The organism is Campylobacter concisus (assembly GCF_050447485.1).
Taxonomy (GTDB): domain Bacteria; phylum Campylobacterota; class Campylobacteria; order Campylobacterales; family Campylobacteraceae; genus Campylobacter_A; species Campylobacter_A concisus_BQ.
Genome location: NZ_JALMFY010000002.1, coordinates 37,594 through 60,550 on the forward strand (window position 1 = coordinate 37,594; position 22,957 = coordinate 60,550).

The window sequence follows — 22,957 nt, forward strand, 5'->3', positions numbered from 1 at the left end:
TTTACTCCTTGATAATTGCTTTTTTATGTGTATTTTGAGAGATAAGCTCGATCTCATCATTGGAATTTAAATCCCTAAGATCAGCCCTCTTGCCATCTTTTCTAACCTCGATAAGCCCCTTCGTGCTCTCAAAAAAGAGCTCCCTCATCTCATAAGCCTTCTCTAGCGAGCCAAGGGCTGAGCCAAGAACTAAAATTTTCCTTGATACGGCATTTGTTATGGCATTTTGCTTGTTTGCCACCTCACTAAATTTTAGCTCGATCCTAGCTTTTAGAGCGTTTGATGAAAATTTAGAAAGTAGTAAATTTAATAAATTTTGCTTCTTTGTGATCTTTAAATTTAAAGCGCTGTCAAGATCGTCGCTGAGCCTGTCAAGATACTGGAAAAACGCCTCTTCATCAGGCAGCAGATCAAGCATGGCTGCACTTGGCGTAAGAGATCTGCAGTCTGCTACAAAGTCGCTTATGACGTAGTCGATCTCGTGGCCGATAGCGCTTATGACAGGCGTTTTGGTAGCGTAAATTTCACGTGCCAAACCCTCGTCGTTAAAGCACCAAAGGTCTTCTTTACTACCGCCTCCGCGCGCCAAAACGATCACATCAACGCCGTATCTATCGGCTTTTCTCAAGGCTTTTATAAGCGAGCTTGGGGCATTTTCACCCTGAGTTAGTGCGTCAAATATATAAATTTCACTTAGCCTCCAGCGGCTCGTGACGACTTTTAGCATATCCTGAAGTGCTGCTGAAGTGGCACTTGTGACAAGGGCTATTTTTTTAGGTAAATTTGGTATCTCTTTTTTTACGCCGATGTCAAAAAGCCCCTCGTTTTCGAGCTTTTCTTTAAGCTGTCTAAACGCAAGCTCAAGCTCGCCCTCGCCATCAGGCAGCATAGCACTAGCCACTAGCTGATAAGACCCACTTGGCGAGTAGATGGTCACTTTGCCATAAATTTTGACCTTCAAGCCCTCTTTTGGCAGGAATTTGACCTTTTGGTTATTCATACGATACATCACAGCTGAGATGCTTGACTTTTCGTCCTTTAGTGTGAAGTACCAGTGCCCAGAGGCATGCTTTGTTAGGCGCGAAATTTCGCCACTTACCTCGACGTAGTCAAGGGTTGCCTCAAGCAGTGCCTTTGCTTTTTCGTTTAGCTCAGATACGCTAAGCATTGATCTCTTTGACCTTTTTAGCGATAAATAGCGTCGAGATGTCCATGCTAAAGCCCTTGCAAAGCTCTATCTCAAAGCCAGCCTCTATAAGCTCGTCGCAAAAGCTCTTTGCATCGAGGAAATTTTCTATCGAGCTTGGCAGATACTCGTATGCCTCTTTGTTTTTTGAGATAAAGCCCCCGATACTTGGCAAAATTTTACTTAGATAAAAATCTCTTAGCGCAGTTATTAAGCCCTTTTTCTGGCGCTTTGTAAATTCAAGCACAACTACGTAGCCATCTGGGGCAAGCACTCTATTAAACTCTCTTAGTGCAGCCTTTCGCTCAACCACGTTTCTGATGCCGTAGCTTATACTTAAAATTTGAGCCTCACCGCCTGCAAGCGTCGTATTATCAGCGTAGGCTTCTATAAATTTAAAATTTGGAAATTTCGCCCTTGCCTCTTTTAGCATGCCACTTGATGGATCGATGCCAGTTAGGCTTTTTACCTCCACATCAAATTCTTTTGCCATTTCACTCCAAAGCCCCATCATATCGCCAGTGCCGCAAGCCACGTCCACGATATTTATGCTCTTATTTTTAAAAATTTCTAGCATATATCTGCAAGCAAATTTCCTCCAGCTCACATCCACGCCAAGGCTTAAAACCCTGTTTGCGACGTCGTAAGTCGGAGCGATCTGGTTAAACATATCAACTATTTTTTCTTGTTTTTGCATAAATTTTAGACCTTTATATGTAGTAAATTTTTAAATTTCGCGAGATCTTGCGAGTTACTTTTATAAATTTAAGCCGTTTTTTTAGTATCTCTTCTCTGGTTTTGTAAATTTGTTTGTAGATTTTGCTCTCAAGTTTTTCCTTGCCAGCAACCTCTGGCAAACGCTCTAAGATGCCCAGCCAGACGTCATAGTCTTGAAGCGATCCAAAGATCTCTTGCATATCTTTTAGCCGCTCTTCATACTTTTTAAGCCCGTCAAAATAAAAGATCTCACTCAAAAACTCGTAGGTATATCTCACCTTTTTAAGCTCGATCCTGATCTTGTGAAAGCTCTCATTTGGGCAGTCTTGATCTAGGCTTTTTAGTCTCTTTTGAGCCAAAACTAGAAGCGTTCTTAGCTTAAACGAGCCAAGGCGCGAAAGGCTCACATCAAAGAGCTTTGACCTGTAAAACTCGCCCTCGTTTAAAAATATCTCCCACTCTTTTAAAAATGCGTAGTTTTCCTCGTCGCCTAGGTAGCTTTTTACGTTTTCATACTCTAAATTTAGAGCCTTTTGCACAAAGTAAATTAGCTCATTTGCATGCTTTTGCTCGTTTAAAAAGCTTAGAAATATGTCTAAGTCTCGCTTTTTGTTGGTTGAATTTGCCAAAATTTTAAAATTCTCTCCAAAAAAAAGCGTCACTTTTTCATCAAAAACGCCGTTAAAAATTTTAAGTAACGACCTAACTTTTCTTAAATTTACACGCAGGCTATGCAAAATTTCCTCGTCATGTTCTTGCAGATAGTCGCTCTTTAGCTTCTTTATCTCTTTGTATATGCTTAAAAATAAAGCCCTAAGTGCCTCGCCGCTTTTTAAATTCGCAGTAAAATTTGGCGAAATTTCTTTGTTTTTAAAGACATTGTAGGCTCTTTTGTAGTCGATTTGTTCATTTTCGTTTGCGTGGATGGCTAGAAATTTGTTTTTATATCTTTTATCGCAGGTGACATCAGCTTGGCAAAACTGCTCCAAAAATGGTGGCAGTTTAAAATATACAGCCTCATTTTCATCACTAAATTCTATCTCAAACGTGCAAAGGCCGTTTAAATCATCTTTAAAGATATCAATGTTGCAGGGATTATTGTTTAGCCGAAAAATGTATCTATCTTTTGTGATGACGCGTCCAATGCGGTTTTTTAGAGCCTTTTTAAACTCCGCCTTTTCGCAAAATTCCTCATTTTCTTCTCTTATAAGATCTTTGCCAAGCTTGATCGTTTTTATAAATTTACCCTCTTCACTTCTGAAGCGGATCTCTTCATTTTGCGTGATCTTGGTGTAAAACTGAGAAATTTCAAGGTGCTTAAAAACTACTCCAGCATCTTTTAAAAAATCTAGAATTTGAGAATTTTTGAGTAAAAATTTACGCTCTATCTCCAAACCCACATTTTTCTCCGAAATTTTTTGTTTATTTTAGCAAGTTAGTGCTTAAAATAATGAGAAAAATGCTAATTTCAGGCTTGCTTGAAGTGTTTTATGAAGAAAAATAAAAATTTATGTTGCATTATGCAACATAAATTTTGCCTTATCGGCAGTGTTTACAGCTTTTTACGCTAGCAACGATATTTAGGCGCTCGATGATGTTACCGATCTTTTTTTCAAGCGCCTCTTGGTATTTGCCAAGCTCTGAGTCGTCATAGCTCATATCCTCGACGCTACCGCAGTTTTCGCAAACCACGTGGATATGCGGATGCTCGTAAATGTCATATCTCGCCTTTTGATTTACGATATTTACTTCAACCACAAGACCCTCATCTTTTAGAGTGTTTAGGTTTTTATAAACAGTTGCGAGCGAAACTGATGGATTTTCTTTCAAAATTTCATCATAAAGCTCATCGATCGTTGGATGTGTGTGACGATCAAGAATTCTCAAAACGCTAAGACGCTGCGGCGTTACTTTAAGCCCAGACTGTTTTAGCAACGATACATATTGCATAATTTTCCCCTATACAAATTTTTGCTTTATGCTAGCAAAAGTAATATTAAACGTTTCTTTATTAAATGATATTAATTATTCTCTAGTAATTTTTGGGTAATTTGCTCAGCGCTTATGCCAAGGCTCTTTTCAACCTCTGCTGTCAAACCATGCTGGATAAATTTATCATCATACTCAAAGCTAACAACGCTTACATTTGATATGCCATTTTCTTGCAAAAACGCACTTACGATCTCGCCAACACCGCCTTTTTTAGCACTATCACTAAAGATATACCACTTTTTAGTGCGTTTTGCAAGATCCAGCAAAAGCTCACTATCAAGTGGTTTTACAAAGACTAGATCGACAAGGATAGCTTCAAGCTTGCCAACTAGTAAATTTCTAACCAAATTTGCCTTGCCAACGCCATTGCCATAGCCTAAAAATGCTATATCCGACTCTGCGTCAGCTAAAATTTCACCCTTGCCAAACTCAAGTGGCTTAGCTTTAAACTCATCTCTTAAGATAAACGCCCCACGCGGATATCTAAACGCGCTAACACCCTTGTAAGAGTAGGCAAATTCCATAACATTTTTCATGCTCTCTTCGCACCTTGGGGCAAAAAGAACCATGTTTGGCACAGCGTTTAAAAAGCTAATATCAAAAGCGCCCTGATGCGTTTCGCCGTCTTCACCCACGATGCCTGCCCTATCCATCGCAAAGGTTATGTTTAAATTTAAGATAGAAGCGTCGTGAATGACCTGATCGTAGGCCCTTTGCATAAAGGTCGAATATATCGCGACGAATGGCTTAAAGCCCTCTTTTGCCATGGCTGACATCGAGGTAACTGCGTGCTGCTCGGCTATCGCCACGTCCCAAAAGCGGTCTGGAAACTCATGTATGAGCGCGTCCATGCCAGTGCCTGTTGGCATCGCAGCCGTTACACCAACGATGTCGCTGTACTCTCTTGCCATCTTTAAAAGTTGCTCGCTAAAGATCGCCGTGGCTGACTTGTTTGACTGTCTTTTTATAAATTCGCCACTTTTTAGATCAAACGGCCCAACTCCATGCCAATTTTCATAGTAACCCTCGGCAAATTCATACCCTTTGCCCTTTAGCGTCTGCACGTGTACGATGACTGGCTTTTTCATGTTTTTGGCAGTTTCAAATGTGCTAAGAAGTGCTGAGAGGTCGTGTCCATCGACTGGGCCTATATACTCAAGCCCAAGCTCTTCAAAAAACATGCCAGGAGTGATGAGTCTGATGCCCTCCTCCATGCGTCTAGCCATGTAGGCTGCGGAGTCTGGCATGTAGCTTAAAAAGCGCTCAACCCTGCCTTTAAATTTTTGATAAAACTGCCCTGCCATCATCTGGCTTAGATACTTGCTAAGCGCGCCTATTGGCTTACTTATGCTCATCTCATTGTCGTTTAGGATGATGACGCAAGGATATTTTCTATCCCCAAGCTCATTTAGCGCCTCATACGCCATGCCGCCACTTAGCGAGCCGTCGCCTATGACAGCCACTGGCAAGCGCTCTTCATTTTTTAGTTTGATCGCCTTTGCAGCGCCAACTGCAAGCGAAATAGACGTTGAGCTATGGCCTGCCACAAAGTAGTCAAATTTGCTCTCGCTTGGCTTTGTGTAGCCGCTGATGCCGTTAAATTTTCTAAGCGTATCAAAGCTATCCCAGCGCCCAGTTAGTAGCTTGTGCGCGTAGCTTTGGTGGCTCACATCAAAAATAAACGGATCTTTTGTAACGTCAAAAATTTTATGCATCGCAACGATGATCTCGACTGCGCCGATATTTGAGCTAAGATGACCGCCATTTTTGCTAACAGTGGCTAAAATTTTATCTCTGATGTCGTGGCAAAGCGCGTTTAGCTCATCAACATTTAGGCTTTTAACGTCTTTATTCATTATTTACCAGCATTTTTAGCTTCTCAAGCCTTGTTTGCATCGTTGCATCGATGTTTCCGCCCTCGCTTATGATCACCACGCCACCTTTACTTATAGCATCATCAGCGCTTACTTTTACGCGTTCGTTTTTACTAAACTGCTCTTTTAGATACTCGCTATCTTCAGGATTAACGCGAATTTCTATATTTTTTACATCGCTTAGCTCTTTAATGAGCGAATTTGCTAGGTGATGAGCGATCTGGCTAGATGCGCTTGACACCTCTTTTTCTATCACCTCTTTTGCGATCTTTATCGCAGTTTGTCCAAGCTCTTCCTCGCTCTTTTTCAAAAACTCATCAAATTTAGCGTATTGCTCATCTAACTTTGCAGCTGAAGCGTTAAATTTAGCCTCAAGCTCCTTTATCTTTGCCTCGTTTGCAGCATTTGTTTGAGCGATGCCTTCGTTTTTGCCATCCTCTTTTGCACGGGCGATCTCAGCTTCAAGACGTTTTGCAAATTCACTCTCTTGATTTTCTATTTGCATTTGAAGCTTGATGATGTTGCTGCTTAGCTCATCGGTCTTTTTAAGTAGCTCCTCAACAAAACTTGAGTCAAATCCAGGCTGGTGAGCTGGCTGAGGCTGAGAGCCAAAATGGCTTTGCATGCTTGGCTGCATTTGGTGAACTGGCTGACTTTGCGACGCAAAATTTTCACCACCTTGCTCTAAGCTTTGTTCATTTAGCTCTTCACTAAGATTATTTTCTTCTATCAAAACAGGTGCGCTATCTTGGGCTCTTTCGTTACTTCCAAGCACCTTAAATCTATAATTTTCTATAAAATGAGCCGGCGAGGTCTCACTTGTTATTACGCTACTTTTCATTCTATCATCTCATCTGCTTCGCCAACTTGGAAGACACCTTGATCAGCTAGACCTTGAACGACCTCAACGATGCGTCTTTGTGCCTCTTCAACGTCTTTTACACGCACAGCGCCAAGGTATTGCATCTCCTCTTTGAATGCTTCGGCTGCACGCTGAGACATATTTGACAAAAATTTATCCTTAATGCCATCACTTGAGCCCTTAAATGCAACCATAAGGTCCTTTTTATCGACATTTTTGAGAATTTCTCTAATCGCAGTTGCGTTAAGGTTGATAATATCTTCAAAGGTAAACATAAGCTCTTTGATCGTTGTAGCAAGCTTATCATCGCTTTGTTCAATGCGCTCGATCGTGCTTTTGCTAGCTTTTTGACCAAGCCTGTTAAGCACTTCTGCCACAGCTCTTGGGCCACCAACCTCGACCTTGTAAGATGTGAGGCTCTCAAGCTTGCCCTCAAGCACAGTTGAGACACGCTTGATGACCGATGGGCTGATCTCGCCAAGATTTGCCATCCTGATCACAACTTCGCTTCTTAGCTCATCTGAGAAAAAGCTTAGCGTCTCGGCGGCACTTGTTGAGTCCATGTGGGCTAGGATTAGCGCAATAGTTTGAGGGTGCTCTTTTACGATAAAATCTGCGAGCTGTTGTGGTTTTATCTTATCAAGATAGCCAAAGCTCTTTGAGTTTTCCATGCTTTTAGCAAGCTTGTCTAAAATTTTCTGAGCAGCCTCTGGGCCAAATGTGCGGTATAAAATTTCTTTTGCATACTCTAAGCCACCGCTTCTCATATATTGATTTGACTGCATGAGAGCGTAAAATTCTTCCAAAATGGCGCCTGCAACTTGTTTGTCTATATTTTTTGCAGTTGCTATGTAGCCTGAAATTTCGGTGATGACATCAACATCCATATGAGAAAATATAAGAGCTGTCGCCTCTTCACCAAGCTGGATCAGTAAAATAGCGATCTTTTCAGGCATCGAAAGATCATCATATATCATCTTTTGCTTATCGGTTAGTTTTATAGACATCAAATTTCCTTACGCATGTTAAATTCACTATCGTTTTTAACCATATCTTGGAGTAAATTTGAAATTTCCTCACTTCGCTCGGTGACTACTATCTTCATCTTTTCAAGAAGGACGTCGTATTTTAGCTCGTCTTCGTTAAATTCACCACTAAGGCCAAGCTGCTCCTCGACCTTCTTGCGAGCGGCTTTAAATTTCTCGAGCGTATCTTCTGCATCCATCTCGATCTCTTCAAGATCGTCCTGGGCTTGCTCCTCTTCCTCTCTGGTCTCCTCAAGCATTTTTTGCATAAATGGCACGATGACCTTTTTGTAGAAAAAGTAGAGTAAAACAAGTGCAAAGATGTATTTTAGTAGCGGCAAGAACGGCATTACGTAGTTACTCATAAAGCCGTCTACTTTTTCACCAGTGCTGACATCTTTGCCAGTTTTAAACTCGAAGTTATCCAAGCTTACCTCATCGCCTCTATTTTGATTGTAGCCGATTGATTGCTTGATTAAATTTGTGATTGATTCTCTTTGCTCTTTGGTAAGCGGGGCAAATTCAAGCTCGCCAGTTGGCTTGCCATCTTTATCCTTTTTGCTCTGATAAAGTCCGTCTATAACGACAGCTGCGCTTACTCTGTTTATGCTCGCAAACTGCCCTTTGACATTTGTCACTTTCTTTGAAATTTCGTAGTTTGTCTGCTGTGAGCTTTTGTTGTATTGCTCTTTTAAAGTGCTATCATCTAGTCCTTGAACTGGACCTATGTTACTAACCGCACCTGGGACGCCACCCACTTCATTTGGAGCTGATCCTTGACGCTTTTCTTCGATGTTACTCTCGCTTCTTACGACGTTATTTGGGTCATAAACCTCGCTTTTTGTATCTTTTTTATCAAAGTCAAAGTCGATATTTACCTTTGCTACGACCTTGTCAGCGCCGCCTACGATAGGAGCTAGGACATTTACGATCTTTTGCTCGTAATTATTTTCAAACTCGCGCTTATAGCGGATCTGCTGAGCTATGGCATCACTATCAAACTCTCCGTCTTCATCGCCAAGTGCGACGCCATCTTGATTTACTATCTTGACATTTTCTGTGCTTAAATTTGTAACAGAGGCAGCGACTAGGTTTTTAATGCCAAAAATTTGCTTCGCATTTAGACTAACGCCTGACTTTAGCTCGACTACGATAGAAGCGGTCGGAAGTGCTTGTCTTTCAGTAAAGACGCTCTCTTTTGGTATGGCTATTCTTACGGTTGCTTTTTGGATAGATGAGAGGCTCTCGATCGTTCTAGCTAGCTCACCCTCGAGCGCTCTTTGAAATTTAACTCTTTGCTCGGCGTCTGTTGCGCCAAATTCTTGCTTGTCAAAAATTTCAAAACCGATCTTGCTCTCTTTTGGTATGCCAAGCGTTGCAACAGCGATACGCTCTTTATAGACATCGCTCGTTGGCACAAGGATAGTGCCCTCGTTTGCTAGTTTATACTTGATGCCATCTTTGTTTAGCTGATCGACTATTAAGGCTGAGTCGCTTGGGCTAATGTTTTCAAAAAGGACGCTATATCCTGCAAAGCTATCACTTTTACTTTTGTAAAGCGTTAAAAATACCAAAAAAGCCACAACTAAGACGATCGAGCTGCCCGCGACGATCTTTTGTTTTAGTGAAAGCTTTTGATAAATTTGACTTATTTGATGAAGTAATGCCTTAAAATCCATATCCCTACTTTAAAATTTGCTTTAACTCTTCAAAAACTCTATCGTTTTGCCATGCCTGACCGATGGTGATTCTCACCGCATTTAAGGCATAGCTTTTTAAATCTCGTAAAATTATACCTTTTTTTAGCATCTTTTCGCATATCTGGCTTGATTTTGGCTCGTTAAATTTAAATGTGATGAAATTTGTATAGCTTGGGATAAACTCAATGCCATTTTGCCTTGCAAATTCCTCATATCTCTTCATCTGCTCGAAGTTGTTTTGCATAGTTTTTTGCACAAACTCATCATCACCAAGTGCCACGATCGCCGCTCTTAAGCTTGGAGTTGTGATGTTAAAAGGAGCTCTTAGCTTTGAAAGTGCGCCTATGATCTCTTCATTTGCCACGCCGTATCCAACGCGCATGCCACCAAGTGCGTAGGCCTTTGAGAAAGTGCCAAGATAGATTACGTTTTTAAATTTCACCACCTCGCTTGGCTTTATCTCTTTTTTGCTATCTTTAAATTTGGCAAATTCGTTGTAGGCACAATCAAGCACCACAAGCGTGTTTTCACCAATGTTTTTTATAAATTTATAGACCTCACCAGCATCAATGCACTCGCCTAATGGGTTATTTGGCAAGCAAAGAAAAATGACTGAAATTTCATCTTTGTGTGCATTATAAATTTCTAAAAACTCACTCAAATTATGCTCAACGCTCTTTGTGCGGTAAATTTTAGCCCCAGTTTGTTTTGCATAAATTTCATACATCGCAAATGTCACGCCAGCCATCAAAACGCCACTTTGCTTGTTTGCCTTTGCGTGAAGCGCATACTCTATGATCTGATCGCTTCCAGAGCCGATGATTAGATTTTTGCTAGTTACGCCAAATTTCTTAGCCAGCCCATCTTTTAGCTCAAAGTAGCTATCGTCTGGATAGAGATGTGCGTTTTTAGCGACCTCTTTTAGCGCCTCTTCTACGCGTTTGCTAGTGCCAAAAGGGTTTTCATTGCTCGCTAGCTTTATCACATCTTTTGCCTCAATGCCAAACTCTCTAACCACAAGTTCGATCGGCTTCCCAGCCTCGTAATTTACTAGATCATCTAAAAAGTCATTAAATTTCATTACTCATCTCCGTTTAAATAGCTTCCAAGCCACGTTATCTCAGCGCCGCTCTCTTTTGCGAGTTCAAAGGCGTTTTGCACCTTCTCATCGTCGATATGCCCCTCAAAGTCAAGGTAAAATATTGACTTAAATTCGCGCTGCTTTATAGGACGTGACTCAAGTTTTGTGATATTGATATTTTCATTTTTAAAGATAGAAAGCAGATCAGCAAGGCGTCCTGGGCGGTGATCAGTTTTGGCTAGGATCGAAGTTTTCGAGTTTTCAACCTTGGCGTTTTTAAAATCGCTTAAAATCAAAAATCTCGTTCTATTTGCCATATTATCTTCAATAGTCTCATATACGATTGGCACATTGTAAATTTTAGCTGCGATTTTTGAGCAAATGGCGGCTGATTCTCTATCCATAGATGCCATATATGCGGCTGCGGCGGTTGATTTGGCTGGGATAAATTCGACCTCATTTAGCAGGTGATCTTCTAAAAATTTACGGCATTGGTTGTAGCCTTGCGGATGCGAGTAAATTCGCTTTATCTCTTTTAAATTTTCATTTATGCTAACAAAGCTGTGGTGGATATCTACGTAGAGCTCTGCTACTATCTTTATATCATCAAATTTACTCAAACAATCAAGCGTAGCTCCAACAGCGCCTTCAGTGTTGTTTTCGATAGGCACAACGCCATATTTTGCCTCTTTTTGAGCTAGCTTTGTAAAAACTGCCTCGATCGTAGCAAGTGGCAGATAGGCACTCATCGCGCCAAATCTACTCTGCGCCGCTTGATGCGTATAGGTGCCCTCAGGTCCTAGATAGACGATCTTTTGAGGCATCTCTAAATTTCTACTAACGGCAAAAATTTCAAGATAAATAGCCTCGATCGCAGCCTTATTTAAAGCTTTATCTTTGCTAAGGCTAGTTAAGCGGTTTATGATAGCTCGCTCACGCTCAGGGCGATATATAGGCGTCCCACTCGTTTGCTTTAGCTTGCCGATCTGCTCGACAAGCTTCATTCTCTCATTTAGCTTGTTTAAGATAAGATCATCGATCGCGTCGATCTCTTTTCTAAGCTCATTTAGCTCTTGCATCAGCGCTCTCCAAAAATTCTATCTCAGGTGCCACGACGTCCTCGAAACTCTCGCGTCTTCTTATCAGCCTATCTTTGCCATCAAGCACGCAAACTTCAGCGGCTCTGTTTCTTGTATTGTAGTTTGAGCTCATGCTAAAACCATAAGCCCCAGCTCCCTTAACCACGATGATATCGCCACTCTTACACTCTGGCAGCTCTATATCTTTTGCTAAAAAGTCGCCGCTTTCACAAACTGGACCAACCACATCACAAGTGCCTAAATTTTCGTCTTTACCATCGACAAAAATTTTGTGATGCGCGCCATAAAGACTTGGTCTTATGAGATCATTCATCGCGCCATCAGTGATGACAAATCTCTTTTTGCCGTTAAATTTCTCATATAAAACGCTTGCGACAAAGTAGCCAGCATTGCCCACGATGAAGCGTCCTGGCTCGCAAACGATAGTCACATCTTGACCTTTTAGCGCGCCTAAAATTCCTTGTGCGTAGTCATATAAATTTATCTCTTTTTCGTCGTTATATATGATGCCAAGTCCGCCACCAACGTCAAAGAATTTGATATCAATCTCAAGCGCTCTTAGCTCTCTTAAAAGCTCGCTAACGATCTTTGCAGCGTCTATTATCGGGCTTAGTGAAGTTAGCTGCGAGCCGATATGAAAGTGTATGCCAGTTGGCTCAAGAAACTCTGAAGCTTTAGCGTGGATATACATCTTTTTAGCAGTCACCGCATCGACGCCAAATTTGTTTTCATTTAGCCCTGTCGAGATATATGGGTGCGTTTTTGCATCAACGCCTGGATTTACCCTGATGCTGATCCTAGCTTTTAAATTTAGCCCTTTTGCTATCTCTTCAAGCCTTAAAAGCTCAGCAAAACTCTCGACATTTATCAGCAAAATTTCATTTTCTAAAGCCTCTTTTAGCTCTTCATCACTCTTGCCAACGCCGCTAAAGATGATCTGATATCTTTTAGCTCCTGCTAGTAGCGCTCTTTTGACCTCGCCGATGCTCACGCAGTCAAATCCAGCTCCAAGATCAGCCAGAAATTTTAAAACGCTTAAATTTGAGTTTGCTTTTACAGCGTAGCAAACCAGAGATTTTCTAGCGTAAAATGCGTTTTTTAGCGCCTCATAGCGCTCTTTAATGTAGTTAAAATCATAAATATAAAGTGGGGTTTTGTATTTGCTTGCAAGCTCTTTAAAATCCATAAAATAGCCTTTTTTAAAATGGCTTGATTTTACAAAAAAGTTGCCAAAATTTGGCTTAACGATGCGATTTTATGAGATAAATGGCGTATGCAAAAAGCAAAATAACAGGGAGCACCATGCCGATCTCTGGCAAGATGACTGAGGTTTGAGCAAATTTGGTTAAGATAAAGAGAAGTCCCCAAACTACGAGTGTTATGACGACAAAGATAAATGTTGAGAGTGCTAGGTTAAAAAACCTACCAGTTACTGGCAAATGATAGTAAAAAATAAGCAGCAAAAATGGCGCAAAAAATGGTGTGATAGCAAGATTATAAAATGCTGTTCTTGCGCTGTCTAGCCCTATGCCTTCGTTTTTAAATGTCTTTATAAAATTTATCGCATCAGGTATGTTAAATTTCGAGTTTTCAACGCTTGCAGCGCTCTCGATGCTCTTTGGCTTAAAGCCTCTTAATGCATCTAAATTTTCGCTTTTTACCTTACTAAAGCCATTTTCGCCAAGCTCTAAATTTTGAGGCAAAAAGGTCTGATTTACATCCTCTAAAACCCACTCATTGTCTTTAAATTTAGCGTGGTTGGCAAAGGTTGTTGAGAGCAAGTCAGTGCCGTTAATGTCAAAAATTCTCACGTCATTTGCCCTTTGTTTGGCTGAGTTTAGCTCTTTTATATAGATAAATTTGCCTTCAAATTTCAAAAATGAGTCGTTTGTGTTTTTTGAAAAAGCGGTGTTTTTGGCGATACTTTTTTGATAATCATGTGCATAAGCAAATGGCGTAAAATTTAGTCCGACATAAAAAATAGTCACAAAAAAAGCGATAAGAAATGGCGGCAAAATGAGCTTATTTTTGCTAATGCCAAGAGCATAAAAGCTGATTAGCTCGTTTGAGCGAACCATATTTACATGTAAAATTATTAGCGCAAAGATGAGCGAAAGTGGCAAAACGTAGCTAATGGCACTTAGCGCAGTAAGGCCAACGTAGAGTAGCTGAAGGTTCGCAGATGGTGGCAGATCTTTTAAATTTGTAAGCAGATCAATGCCAACATAAAATAGCTCAAGCGCTAAAAATACGATAAGAAAAGATTTTATATAGACCCAGCCAACGTATCTGGCGTATAGTTTCATTTGATAAGACCTTTTTTTACCGTAAATTTTTGTGAAATTTCGTTGATGTCGCTCTTTAGTAGCTCGCAAACTGCATTTTTTGTATAGGCTAAAATTTCATCTAAAGCCTTTTTTTCTTCATCGCTAAACTCGCCAAGGACAAAATTTTTAGCATCGCCCTCATGCCCTATGCCAACGCGCACTCTTTCGTAGTCGTTGCCTATTAGATTATCGATCGATTTTATGCCGTTATGTCCGCCGCTACTGCCGCCTTTTTTAAATTTAACCGCACCAAAACTAAGATCAAGATCGTCGTGGATGACGATGATCCTATCTGGCTTATAAAAGTCTTTTACCGCCTTAACACTTTGACCTGAGAGGTTCATAAAAGTTGTTGGTTTTAGCAAGATAATGTCGTTAAATTTAAAAACTTCGCCTTGAAATTTAGCTGAACTAACATCTTTGAAATTTGAGTCTTTTAGGAGGTCTATAAGCATAAAGCCTATGTTGTGTCTAGTATTTTCGTATTTGGGACCAGGATTGCCCAGCCCCGCTATTAGTGTCACAAAAGCCCTTTTTATTTAGCTTTAATAACTCCAAGTACCGCAACACGGTCAGCGTCAATGATAGTAACGCCTTTAGGAGCTGTGATATCACGAACCAAAATCGTATCATCAATGTCAAGTTTGCTTACATCAACGTCAAATGAATTTGGTAAATTTTCAGCCGTGCATTTTACGCAAAGACGCCTTTTTGACTGGATCAAAACACCCTTATTTTTAAGACCAATAGGTGTTCCAACTGGCTTAACTGGGATCATATATTTTGATAAAACGCCTGGAAGTGCTACTTTTAGATCTACGTGTTTAAGATCGCTTGTAACAACATCTCTTTGGTAATCAACAATAACGACATTATAAACTTTTCCGCCTACTTTTACATCAAAAGCAAGGCTCTCTTTTTTGCGTGCTTCTTTAATAAAGTCATTGACTTTAAAAGCAGCTGCAACATTCTCTAATCCCTTGCCATAAATGTTGGCGATTAGATAACCATCTCTTCTCAAAGCCTTCGCAGACTTCTTACCGATACTCTCTCTAACGATTCCTTCTAACATCGTTTTCCTTTCATAAAAAATAGGTGCTGATTTTATCTAATGCTTTATAAATTTCAGATAAAGCTTATTTAAATTTCTTTAAGCGCGATCACTTCAGGTTGATCTTGTTTGCTTTGAGGTTTGCCAAAATTTACACCATTTTCAAAGCTAAAACCTGCTACATTTGAGCTTTTTATCTTAAGTTGCAAATCGCCCCTATTGCTAGCATTATCAAGCGCTACTTCGGCACTAATTATCTTATTTTCATAAAGTTCAAGCAGGTGCTGATCAAAAGTTTGCATGCCATAAGTATTTTTTGACTCAGCTATGGCAAGGTCGATCTCATCAAATTTCTCTTCAGATATGAGCTCTTTTATGCGGGTATTTTTTCTCATGATCTCGACTGCTGGGCATCTTGTGCCAAAAAGCGTCTTAACTAGCCTTTGTGAGATGACGCAAGCAAGCACTGAAGAGAACATAAGACTGACCTTATCTCGCTCGCCTTGAGGGAAGCTATTTACTATTCTATTTACGCTCTCTTTTGCATCAAGTGTGTGAAGTGTCGAAAGCACCAAGTGACCAGTCTCAGCAGCTCTAATGGCAGTCTCAATCGTCTCAAGATCTCTCATCTCACCAACCAAAATGATATCAGGATCTTCTCTAAGTGAAGCCCTTAGCGCATCTGAGAAATTTAGCGCATCTGCCCCTATGGAGCGCTGATTGATTATACTTTTATCGTCATTAAATACATACTCAATCGGATCTTCGATAGTCACGATGTGCGATCTTTTTGTTTGGTTGATGAAATTTATCATGCTTGCAAGCGTTGTCGTCTTGCCACTTCCAGTTGGGCCAGTCACTAAAATGATGCCACGAGTGGTCTCTGTGCAAATTTTTTCTATCACGCTTGGTAAATTTAGATCTTTTATGGTTGGAATTTTCGTTGGAGTGACACGAAATACAGCAGAAATTCCATTTATCTGCAAAAACATATTTACACGAAAGCAGTACTCATCATTTAGTTTATAAGAAAAATCTATATCTTTTTTATCCATAAACTCATCAAATTTAGTCCCCAAAAGCTCATTTGCTATAGCTACCGCATCACTTGGGTCTAAATTTTCTTCACTAAGTGGCATGATCTCACCATTAAATCTCCCATAAACAAGGCTTGCAGACTTTAGATGAAGATCGCTACCGCCTTTATCTACTAAAGAGCACAGATATGAGTCTAGGTCTTGTTTGGTCATTAAAGTGATTTCATAATTTCATCAAATGCTGCAACAAACTGCTTTAAGCCATCATTTAAAAGCTCTTTATAAGTAGCATTTATATCGATATCATTATTTTTTATGATGTGGAAAAAGCTTGAGATATTTTCTTTGCTAGGGGCATTTTTTGCCTCAGCTTTTTCTTTTATAAATTCTTTTATCGTCTCTATCGGAGCTGTGTTTATAGAGTTTTTATACATTAGCTCCCTAACGTAATAATCCCCTCTTAAGCCACCGCCTTTTACGCCAGTGCTTGCAAAAAGTGTCCTTACGTTTTCTAAGCCAAAATCCTCAATGATATGATAGATATTTGCAGCGTTCATTATGCCGATCTGTCCTGTTGGTAGGCTCTTTGCAGACATTGTCTCATCAAGCTTTCTATCAAATCTACTAACAAAAACGCTGATAACGCCTTTTGGCATCGTCGTATCCACAAAGCGGCTTGCATAAGCCTTACTGCCCTCTTTAAAAGCCTCTAGGCAGTTTTTAGCCTGATCTGGCGAGAAAATGAGCGTCGCATTTACGCTGATACCTCTTGCCATAAGCGCACTCATCGCCTCATAGCCCTCTTTTGTAGCTGGGATCTTTATCATGACATTTGGCATTGATATGAGGCTATGAAGCCTGATGCCCTCTTCTATCGTAGCAGCCGTATCACCACTTAAATTTGGATCAACCTCTATGCTAACAAAGCCATCATCGCCATTTGCGTAGTTTTTTAGCATTTTACATGCGGCGATCTTGATATCTTGAGTCGCTAAAATTTCATATAGATCTTTTGGGTGACGCTTGTTGCTATTTTGTATGATCTGTTTGTAAGCAGGTGATGCAAAAGCTGTTTTAAAGATAGCTGGGTTGCTTGTAGCTCCGTTTATAACGCCTTTTTCTAGCAAAGAGTTGAATTCGTTTTGTAAAAAATCTCTCTCTATAAAGTCACACCAAAGAGAAAATTTAGCTTCATTGTCATACATTTTTTACCTTATAAAATTTAAAATTTTACGCAGATCCTTGACATCCACGCAATGCGTCGCCTCTTTTTTTAAAATTTCTTTCGCACAAAAGGCAATCTTTAGATCACATTTTCTAAACATCGAAATATCATTAGCGCCGTCGCCAACGCACATGATCTCACTTTTATCTAAATTTAATAGCCCCTTTAAGCGATCTATCATCTCACCTTTTGAGCTACCAAACATCATCTCTCCGCCAACTTCACCTGTTAAAATTCCATCTTTATGGTGCAAAATATTTGCAAAATTTGCATCAAATTTAAGTTTTTCTTGCATCTTATCAGTCGCGATGTGAAAACCACCACTAAAAACCACGACTTTTATGCCCTTTTGCTTTAGAGCGTCTATAAGCTCGCTAGCTCCTGGCATGATAGGTAAATTTTTGCAAATTTCATCTGCCTTTGAAAGTGGCATTCCTTTTAAAAATTTTACTCTTGCTGTAAGACTTTCAAAAAAATCAAGTTCGCCGTTCATAGAACGCTTCGTTATGCTAGCCACCTCATCACTGGCGTTATTAGCGGCGGCGAGGATATCAATCGTCTCGCCGTCCATTATCGTAGAGTCAAAGTCAAAAACACAAAGTTTTATCAAGCTATGCCCTAAAAATCACGCTTTAAAAGGCTCTCAACCTTTAAAATCGTAAGGATATTTTGATCGCGTTTGCCGATACCATAGATCATGCCTTTGTCTTTTACCAAAGTCTCTGGCGGCGGATCAATCCTGTTACGGTCTATCCTGATAGCCTCCGTCAAGCGGTCTATCACGAAGCCTGCGATGTTATCCTCATCTTTCATGACGATATATCTTGTATTTGAGCTTTGCTTTGTAACATTTAATGAAAAACGTTTTCGCAAATCAATAAGAGGGATAACGTTTCCACGCAAGTTAAATACACCAAGGACATAGTCAGGCACACTAGGAACACGGGTGTATTCGATAGGCTTGATTATCTCTTGGATATTTAAAATAGGTATCGCATACTCTTCTTCGCCAACAACGAAGCCTACAAGTTGGACTATATCTTCGTTGTTTTTTATCTCAGGCTCGTCAATTTGCTGTTTTTGTTTGCTTAAAACTTGGTTTAGTTTATCATTCATCACCTAACCCCTAACCTAATTTAATATTTTTTCTAACAACGTTTTCAAGGTACTCTGACGAATATGGTTTTGTGATATATTCTGTCATACCAACCTCTACTCCGCGCAATCTATCAGTTTTAGACGTTCTTGATGTTACTGCTATTAGCGGTAAAGTGCGATACTTAGAGTATTTTCGAATTTCACCAGCTAGAGTATATCCGTCCATCCTTGGCATCTCAATATCAATGAGCACCGCATCAAATGCATGCTCGCCTGATTTAATTATATTGAGTGCTTCTACTCCGTTAGTTGCTTCTATGATTGTGACGCCGATTGGCTCAAGCGATTTTTGCATGATGGTTCTATCCATCTTAGAGTCATCAACGATTAGAACCTTATAATCGCTTGGTTTCTCTTTTGCTTTAGTGCTATCTTCCATTTCGGCTCTAATATTTACCTTAATATCCTTTGCCATCTCCATCATAGCACCAACGTCTATGATAAGAGTTACGCGGCCATCGCCTCTTATAGTAGCTCCAGCGATGCCTGGGATATTTTGTAGATAATCACCCATTGACTTAATAACGATCTCTTCTTGACCAACTAAAGTATCAACGATGATGCCCAGTTTTGCCTCGGCAACGCCGATGATAACGACATAAGTTTGATCTCCGCCGTCAAAGACTTTATTGACTCCAAAGACGTCTGAAAGTCTAACAAGAGATAAGACCTCATCTCTTAGTCTTAGAACGTTTTTGCCATCGATCGTATAGATATCATCGATAGGTACGCGAACAGTTTCAAGAACGCTCGCAAGTGGTATCGCATAAAATTCCTCTTGTGTTCCGACAAGAAGTGATTGAATGATCGCAAGTGTAAGTGGAATTTTAAGCTTCATAACTGTGCCTTTTCCAACTTCACTCTCGATATCAATGATACCATTTAGTTTTTCAATGTTTGTCTTAACAACGTCCATGCCAACGCCACGACCAGATACGTTTGTAACCTTCGCTGCAGTTGAAAATCCTGGCTTAAATATAAGACCAAATGCCTCTTTCTCACTCATCGCATCAGCTTCACGCTCAGTGATGATGCCTTTTTCTATAGACTTAGCTTTAAGCATATCAGCATCCAAGCCCTTACCATCATCAACTATCTCAACAACGATATGGTTACCCTCGTTGTAAGCTTTTAGCTGAACAAGACCTTTTTCAGGTTTTCCCATTGCCTTTCTTGTCTCAGGATCTTCGATACCGTGGTCGCATGAGTTTCTGATGATATGAACTAGCGGATCACCGATCTCTTCAACGATTGATTTATCAAGCTCAGTCTCTTCACCTGAAATTTCAAGATCGATCTGCTTACCAAGCTCACGGCTAAGATCGCGTATCATACGTGGGAATTTATTAAAGACTTTTGCTATTGGAAGCATCCTCGTCTTCATAACAGCTAGCTGGATATCAGTCGTAACTAAGCTTAGGCTTGAGACTACTTGATTTAGCTCTTCGAGGAATTTCTCGCCCTCATATCTCTCTTCTACGTCATCATAAATTTTTAACAAACGGTTTTTACCAAGAACAAGCTCGCCGATTAAATTCATCAAGTGATCAAGTCTTTTTACTTCAACACGTATCGTTTGCTCTTGTGCTACTGCACTGCTGCTACTAGCTGCTGGCACTTTTTTATCTGCATCTCTTTCTCTACTAGGAGCTGGCTTAGGTGCAGGTGCTGGTGCAGCGCTTGCGGCTGGGGCTATCTCTTCAGGAGATTTTGGAGCTATGCCTTTTGAAGCACGTCTTGCTTGATCTTCTGCTTTTCTAACTTTTAAGAGTCTTTCTATCTCAGCTTCAACCTCAGAGTCACTTAGCTTTGAAAGCTCAGCATCACTTACTTCAGGAGCTGCTTCTTCAGCTGGTGCGGCTGGTTCTGGCTCTTTTACTGGCTCAGGAGTTGGTGCTGCTGGAGTTTCTGGGGCTGCGCTTGGTGCTTCACCTTCAGAAATTTGTGTCAGGCTAGCGCAGATATTTTTAATATCAATGCCAGCGGCTGCGTCACTACCGTTATCTCTAATGCTCTCAAGTAGTCCTTTCATCATATCAACTGACTCAAGGACAACGTCCATGATATCTGGAGTGATCTTTAGCTCGCCTTTTCTAGCTTTGTTTAAAACATCCTCCATATGGTGAGTAAGCTCTGTTAAAACGTCAAAATTTAAAAAGCTTGAGCTACCTTTTACTGTGTGAGCAACACGGAAAATTCTATTTAAAAGCTCCAAATCTTCAGGGTTTGCCTCTAGTTCAACAAGGTCATGGTCTATCTGCTCAATAAGTTCGAAAGCCTCTATTAAAAAGTCTTCCATTATTTCTTTCATATCATCCATACTTCACCTCACTTCGCAGATTTAGAATGTGCTTCAATCACTTTTAGCACCTCTTGATAAAATACACCAGCATCAAATTTTGTAAGATACGCAGCACCACCGGCTTCTTTACTCTTAACCTCACTAAATTCGTTGCTTAATGAAGAGTTAAACACAATCGGAACATCTTTAAATCTATCATCATTTTTAATAGTTGAAGCAAAGCGGTATCCATCCATTTGTGGCATTTCGATATCACTTAAGATAACTCTAAGCTCTTTTGTTAAGTTATCTCCATATCTTTGATAAAGCTCTTCCATTCTCTCTAATCCCTCAACGCCGTTTTTAGCTTCAACTACGCTAAGACCCATCTTCTCAAGTGCGTCTTTTACTAGCTTTCTAGCAGTTGAGCTATCATCTAGAACTAAAGCAGCACCTTTGATCTTTTGATCGTCTGTTACGTCAAATTCGATCTTTGGTGAGTAAATTCCTAGCTCTTCAACGATGCTTTCAAGATCAAGGATAAGAAGTACTTCGTCGTTTTCTATTCTCGTTACACCTGTGATCTTGCCCTTATCTAGAGTACCAGCTCCAGCAGCAAAATTTGCAGGCTCTATGTCTTTCCAGTTTATACGTCTGATCCTCTTGGCCTCATGGACGATAAAACCGATCAATATACCGCTAAATTCAGCGATAATAACACGTGGTTTTATGACTACACCCTCAGTTGGCTCGACGATATTCATCCATCTTGCCAAATTTATAACAGGGATAACCACACCTCTTAAATCAAAAATTCCCTCGATATACTCAGGAACGCCAGGAAGCTCGGTAAGATTTGGCATCTTAATGATCTCCCGCACCTTTGCGACATTGACTCCGTATATTCCTTCATATACTTTGTTTTCGGCCTTTTTAAAGATACGAAAATCAACAAGTTCCATCTCGTTTGAGCCCGTTTTTAGTACGTTGTCTCCAAACATCAATGTCCTTTCAAACTCATTTTGAGCAAATTCAACTTTTGCTGGGCGTATTCTACAACAAAATAACTTTGCTCGCATGCAAAACAAGGTAAATTTATATAAAATCTATCGTAAATATCAAATAGCTCACCTTGATGATAGTGTCCCTCTATCACTATACTTGCGTCAAAGCCCTGCAAATGCTTGCTCATTAGCTCCTTGAAGTTTGAAATTTTATAGTGCAGATTTTTCTTAGTAAGTTTGGCTAGTATCGCTTTTGAAATTTTAAAATCCAAAATTTTATCAAGCGCGTTCATAAATTTCAAAAACCATCTAAGCCTTAAAAACCTAAGCGCATACTTATCTATAAAAGGCAAAAATATATCACCATGCGCGATCTGGACGTGCTCGCCACTCATAGTTCTAAATTTCACTGGCTGAGCGCTAATGTCATAGACCTTTACCCCCTCAAAGCTTAGCCTCTCGCCTTTGTCCCAAAAATCTCTAGTTTTATTAAATAAATTTGAAAGTCTAAAATCGTGGTTGCCCTCGAAGTAAAAAATTTCCACCTTTTGTGAAATTTTATTTATAAGCCTTAAGTGCTCAGCGTAAAATTTTTGCGTATATTCGCCCTCGCCCGTTAAAAAATCAAATATATCGCCAAGCAAGAAAATCTGCGGTGGCTCTTTGATCTCTCCGCTATCAACGGCGCGCAAGAATTTCAAAAAGCCATCTCTATTTACATTTTCATGCGCATCAGCCAAAAAGATCGCGCCTTCTTTTATAACGGGGACATATAGATATTCACTCAAATTTTGCCTTAATTAAAAATTAGCAGAGCCAAAAAGCAGTTTTAGCTCTTTGCCTCATCTTTTTAGTCAAATTTTATAGGCTTGTAGCAAATTTTCACGATCTCAACATCGCTTCTGCCTTTTGGTAAATTTAGCGCGACCTCATCGCCTTCAGCCTTGCCTAAAAGCTGCTTTGCAAGAGGTGAGTTTATCGAGATATAGCCCTTGTCTAGGTCACTTTCGCTCACACCAACTATCGTGTAAGTATGCTCAACCTCGGTCTCTTCGTCCATTATCGTCACACTTGAGCCAAACCTCACCCTATCATGCTCGTAGCTACTTGGATCGATCACTTCAGCATTTGCCAAAAGCGCGCTAAGCTCAGCGATCCTAGCGTCTATAAAGGCTTGCTTCTCTTTTGCTGCGTGATACTCAGCATTTTCTTTAAGATCGCCGTGGCTTCTTGCGATGTCGATCTCTATTACGATTTGAGGGCGCTGTACCAGCCTTAGGTCCTTTAGCTCAGCTTCTATCTTCTCATATCCGTGCATTGTCATTGGTTCACTCATT

Annotated in this window: 22 protein-coding genes; all 22 read right to left on the reverse strand. The window is 40.2% G+C overall.

The genetic code is table 11. The features are described 5' to 3' along the window. Position 1 precedes the first annotated feature (1 nt). Positions 2–1,168 carry an exodeoxyribonuclease VII large subunit gene (xseA, locus tag MTT29_RS09580; RefSeq protein ID WP_429800495.1) on the reverse strand — a complete coding sequence of 389 codons (1,167 nt, stop codon included), beginning with the start codon at positions 1,166–1,168 and terminating at the stop codon, positions 2–4. Beyond that, complete coding sequence (gene ubiE / locus MTT29_RS09585) at positions 1,161–1,883, reverse strand: bifunctional demethylmenaquinone methyltransferase/2-methoxy-6-polyprenyl-1,4-benzoquinol methylase UbiE (protein WP_429800496.1); 723 nt, start codon at positions 1,881–1,883, stop codon at positions 1,161–1,163. The genes xseA and ubiE overlap by 8 nt, the downstream gene beginning before the upstream one ends. Before the next feature lie 13 nt (positions 1,884–1,896). Further along, complete coding sequence (locus MTT29_RS09590) at positions 1,897–3,303, reverse strand: CHAD domain-containing protein (protein WP_429800497.1); 1,407 nt, start codon at positions 3,301–3,303, stop codon at positions 1,897–1,899. Positions 3,304–3,442: 139 nt separating this feature from the next. Continuing rightward, positions 3,443–3,853, reverse strand: coding sequence for a Fur family transcriptional regulator (locus MTT29_RS09595; protein WP_009294652.1), 411 nt, complete (start codon positions 3,851–3,853; stop codon positions 3,443–3,445). Positions 3,854–3,924: 71 nt separating this feature from the next. Next, positions 3,925–5,751, reverse strand: a complete 1,827-nt coding sequence (gene dxs, locus MTT29_RS09600) for a 1-deoxy-D-xylulose-5-phosphate synthase (protein WP_429800498.1) — start codon at positions 5,749–5,751, stop codon at positions 3,925–3,927. Then, positions 5,744–6,610, reverse strand: coding sequence for a flagellar assembly protein FliH (fliH, locus tag MTT29_RS09605; protein WP_429800499.1), 867 nt, complete (start codon positions 6,608–6,610; stop codon positions 5,744–5,746). The genes dxs and fliH overlap by 8 nt, the downstream gene beginning before the upstream one ends. Continuing rightward, a complete protein-coding gene (fliG, locus tag MTT29_RS09610; protein WP_012001435.1) occupies positions 6,607–7,638 on the reverse strand; it encodes a flagellar motor switch protein FliG in 1,032 nt (343 codons plus the stop codon). The genes fliH and fliG overlap by 4 nt, the downstream gene beginning before the upstream one ends. Then, positions 7,638–9,335, reverse strand: coding sequence for a flagellar basal-body MS-ring/collar protein FliF (fliF, locus tag MTT29_RS09615; RefSeq protein ID WP_429800500.1), 1,698 nt, complete (start codon positions 9,333–9,335; stop codon positions 7,638–7,640). The genes fliG and fliF overlap by 1 nt, the downstream gene beginning before the upstream one ends. Before the next feature lie 4 nt (positions 9,336–9,339). After that, the gene (gene hisC, locus MTT29_RS09620; RefSeq protein WP_429800501.1) at positions 9,340–10,437 is read right to left on the reverse strand and encodes a histidinol-phosphate transaminase; all 1,098 of its coding nucleotides are present in this window, start codon (positions 10,435–10,437) and stop codon (positions 9,340–9,342) included. Further along, on the reverse strand, positions 10,437–11,516 hold the full coding sequence (pheA, locus tag MTT29_RS09625) for a prephenate dehydratase (RefSeq protein ID WP_429800502.1): 1,080 nt from the start codon (positions 11,514–11,516) through the stop codon (positions 10,437–10,439). The genes hisC and pheA overlap by 1 nt, the downstream gene beginning before the upstream one ends. Further along, positions 11,500–12,723, reverse strand: coding sequence for a diaminopimelate decarboxylase (lysA, locus tag MTT29_RS09630; RefSeq protein WP_429800503.1), 1,224 nt, complete (start codon positions 12,721–12,723; stop codon positions 11,500–11,502). The genes pheA and lysA overlap by 17 nt, the downstream gene beginning before the upstream one ends. 55 nt (positions 12,724–12,778) lie before the next feature. Next, entirely contained in the window at positions 12,779–13,843 is a 1,065-nt protein-coding gene (locus MTT29_RS09635) for an LptF/LptG family permease (RefSeq protein WP_429800504.1), read from the reverse strand. Then, on the reverse strand, positions 13,840–14,388 hold the full coding sequence (pth, locus tag MTT29_RS09640) for an aminoacyl-tRNA hydrolase (RefSeq protein WP_035143659.1): 549 nt from the start codon (positions 14,386–14,388) through the stop codon (positions 13,840–13,842). Before pth ends, MTT29_RS09635 begins: the two co-directional genes overlap by 4 nt. 11 nt (positions 14,389–14,399) lie before the next feature. Next, complete coding sequence (locus MTT29_RS09645) at positions 14,400–14,936, reverse strand: 50S ribosomal protein L25/general stress protein Ctc (protein ID WP_002939542.1); 537 nt, start codon at positions 14,934–14,936, stop codon at positions 14,400–14,402. Positions 14,937–15,004: 68 nt separating this feature from the next. Beyond that, entirely contained in the window at positions 15,005–16,165 is a 1,161-nt protein-coding gene (locus MTT29_RS09650; protein WP_429800505.1) for a type IV pilus twitching motility protein PilT, read from the reverse strand. Beyond that, on the reverse strand, positions 16,165–17,157 hold the full coding sequence (locus tag MTT29_RS09655) for a transaldolase (protein WP_103648094.1): 993 nt from the start codon (positions 17,155–17,157) through the stop codon (positions 16,165–16,167). Before MTT29_RS09655 ends, MTT29_RS09650 begins: the two co-directional genes overlap by 1 nt. A gap of 3 nt (positions 17,158–17,160) precedes the next feature. Continuing rightward, positions 17,161–17,787 (reverse strand): phosphoserine phosphatase SerB, encoded by a 627-nt coding sequence (serB, locus tag MTT29_RS09660; RefSeq protein WP_429800506.1) that lies wholly within the window; start codon positions 17,785–17,787, stop codon positions 17,161–17,163. Positions 17,788–17,795: 8 nt separating this feature from the next. Then, a complete protein-coding gene (locus MTT29_RS09665; RefSeq protein ID WP_429800507.1) occupies positions 17,796–18,296 on the reverse strand; it encodes a chemotaxis protein CheW in 501 nt (166 codons plus the stop codon). A 7-nt stretch (positions 18,297–18,303) separates the two neighbouring features. After that, positions 18,304–20,655: a hybrid sensor histidine kinase/response regulator gene (locus MTT29_RS09670; RefSeq protein WP_429800508.1), complete on the reverse strand. Its 2,352-nt coding sequence runs from the start codon at positions 20,653–20,655 to the stop codon at positions 18,304–18,306. An 8-nt stretch (positions 20,656–20,663) separates the two neighbouring features. Beyond that, complete coding sequence (locus tag MTT29_RS09675) at positions 20,664–21,617, reverse strand: chemotaxis protein (RefSeq protein ID WP_012001425.1); 954 nt, start codon at positions 21,615–21,617, stop codon at positions 20,664–20,666. Further along, positions 21,617–22,408 (reverse strand): UDP-2,3-diacylglucosamine diphosphatase, encoded by a 792-nt coding sequence (locus MTT29_RS09680; RefSeq protein ID WP_429800509.1) that lies wholly within the window; start codon positions 22,406–22,408, stop codon positions 21,617–21,619. Before MTT29_RS09680 ends, MTT29_RS09675 begins: the two co-directional genes overlap by 1 nt. 62 nt (positions 22,409–22,470) lie before the next feature. Further along, positions 22,471–22,956, reverse strand: a complete 486-nt coding sequence (greA, locus tag MTT29_RS09685) for a transcription elongation factor GreA (RefSeq protein ID WP_103581979.1) — start codon at positions 22,954–22,956, stop codon at positions 22,471–22,473. Position 22,957: the final 1 nt, after the last annotated feature.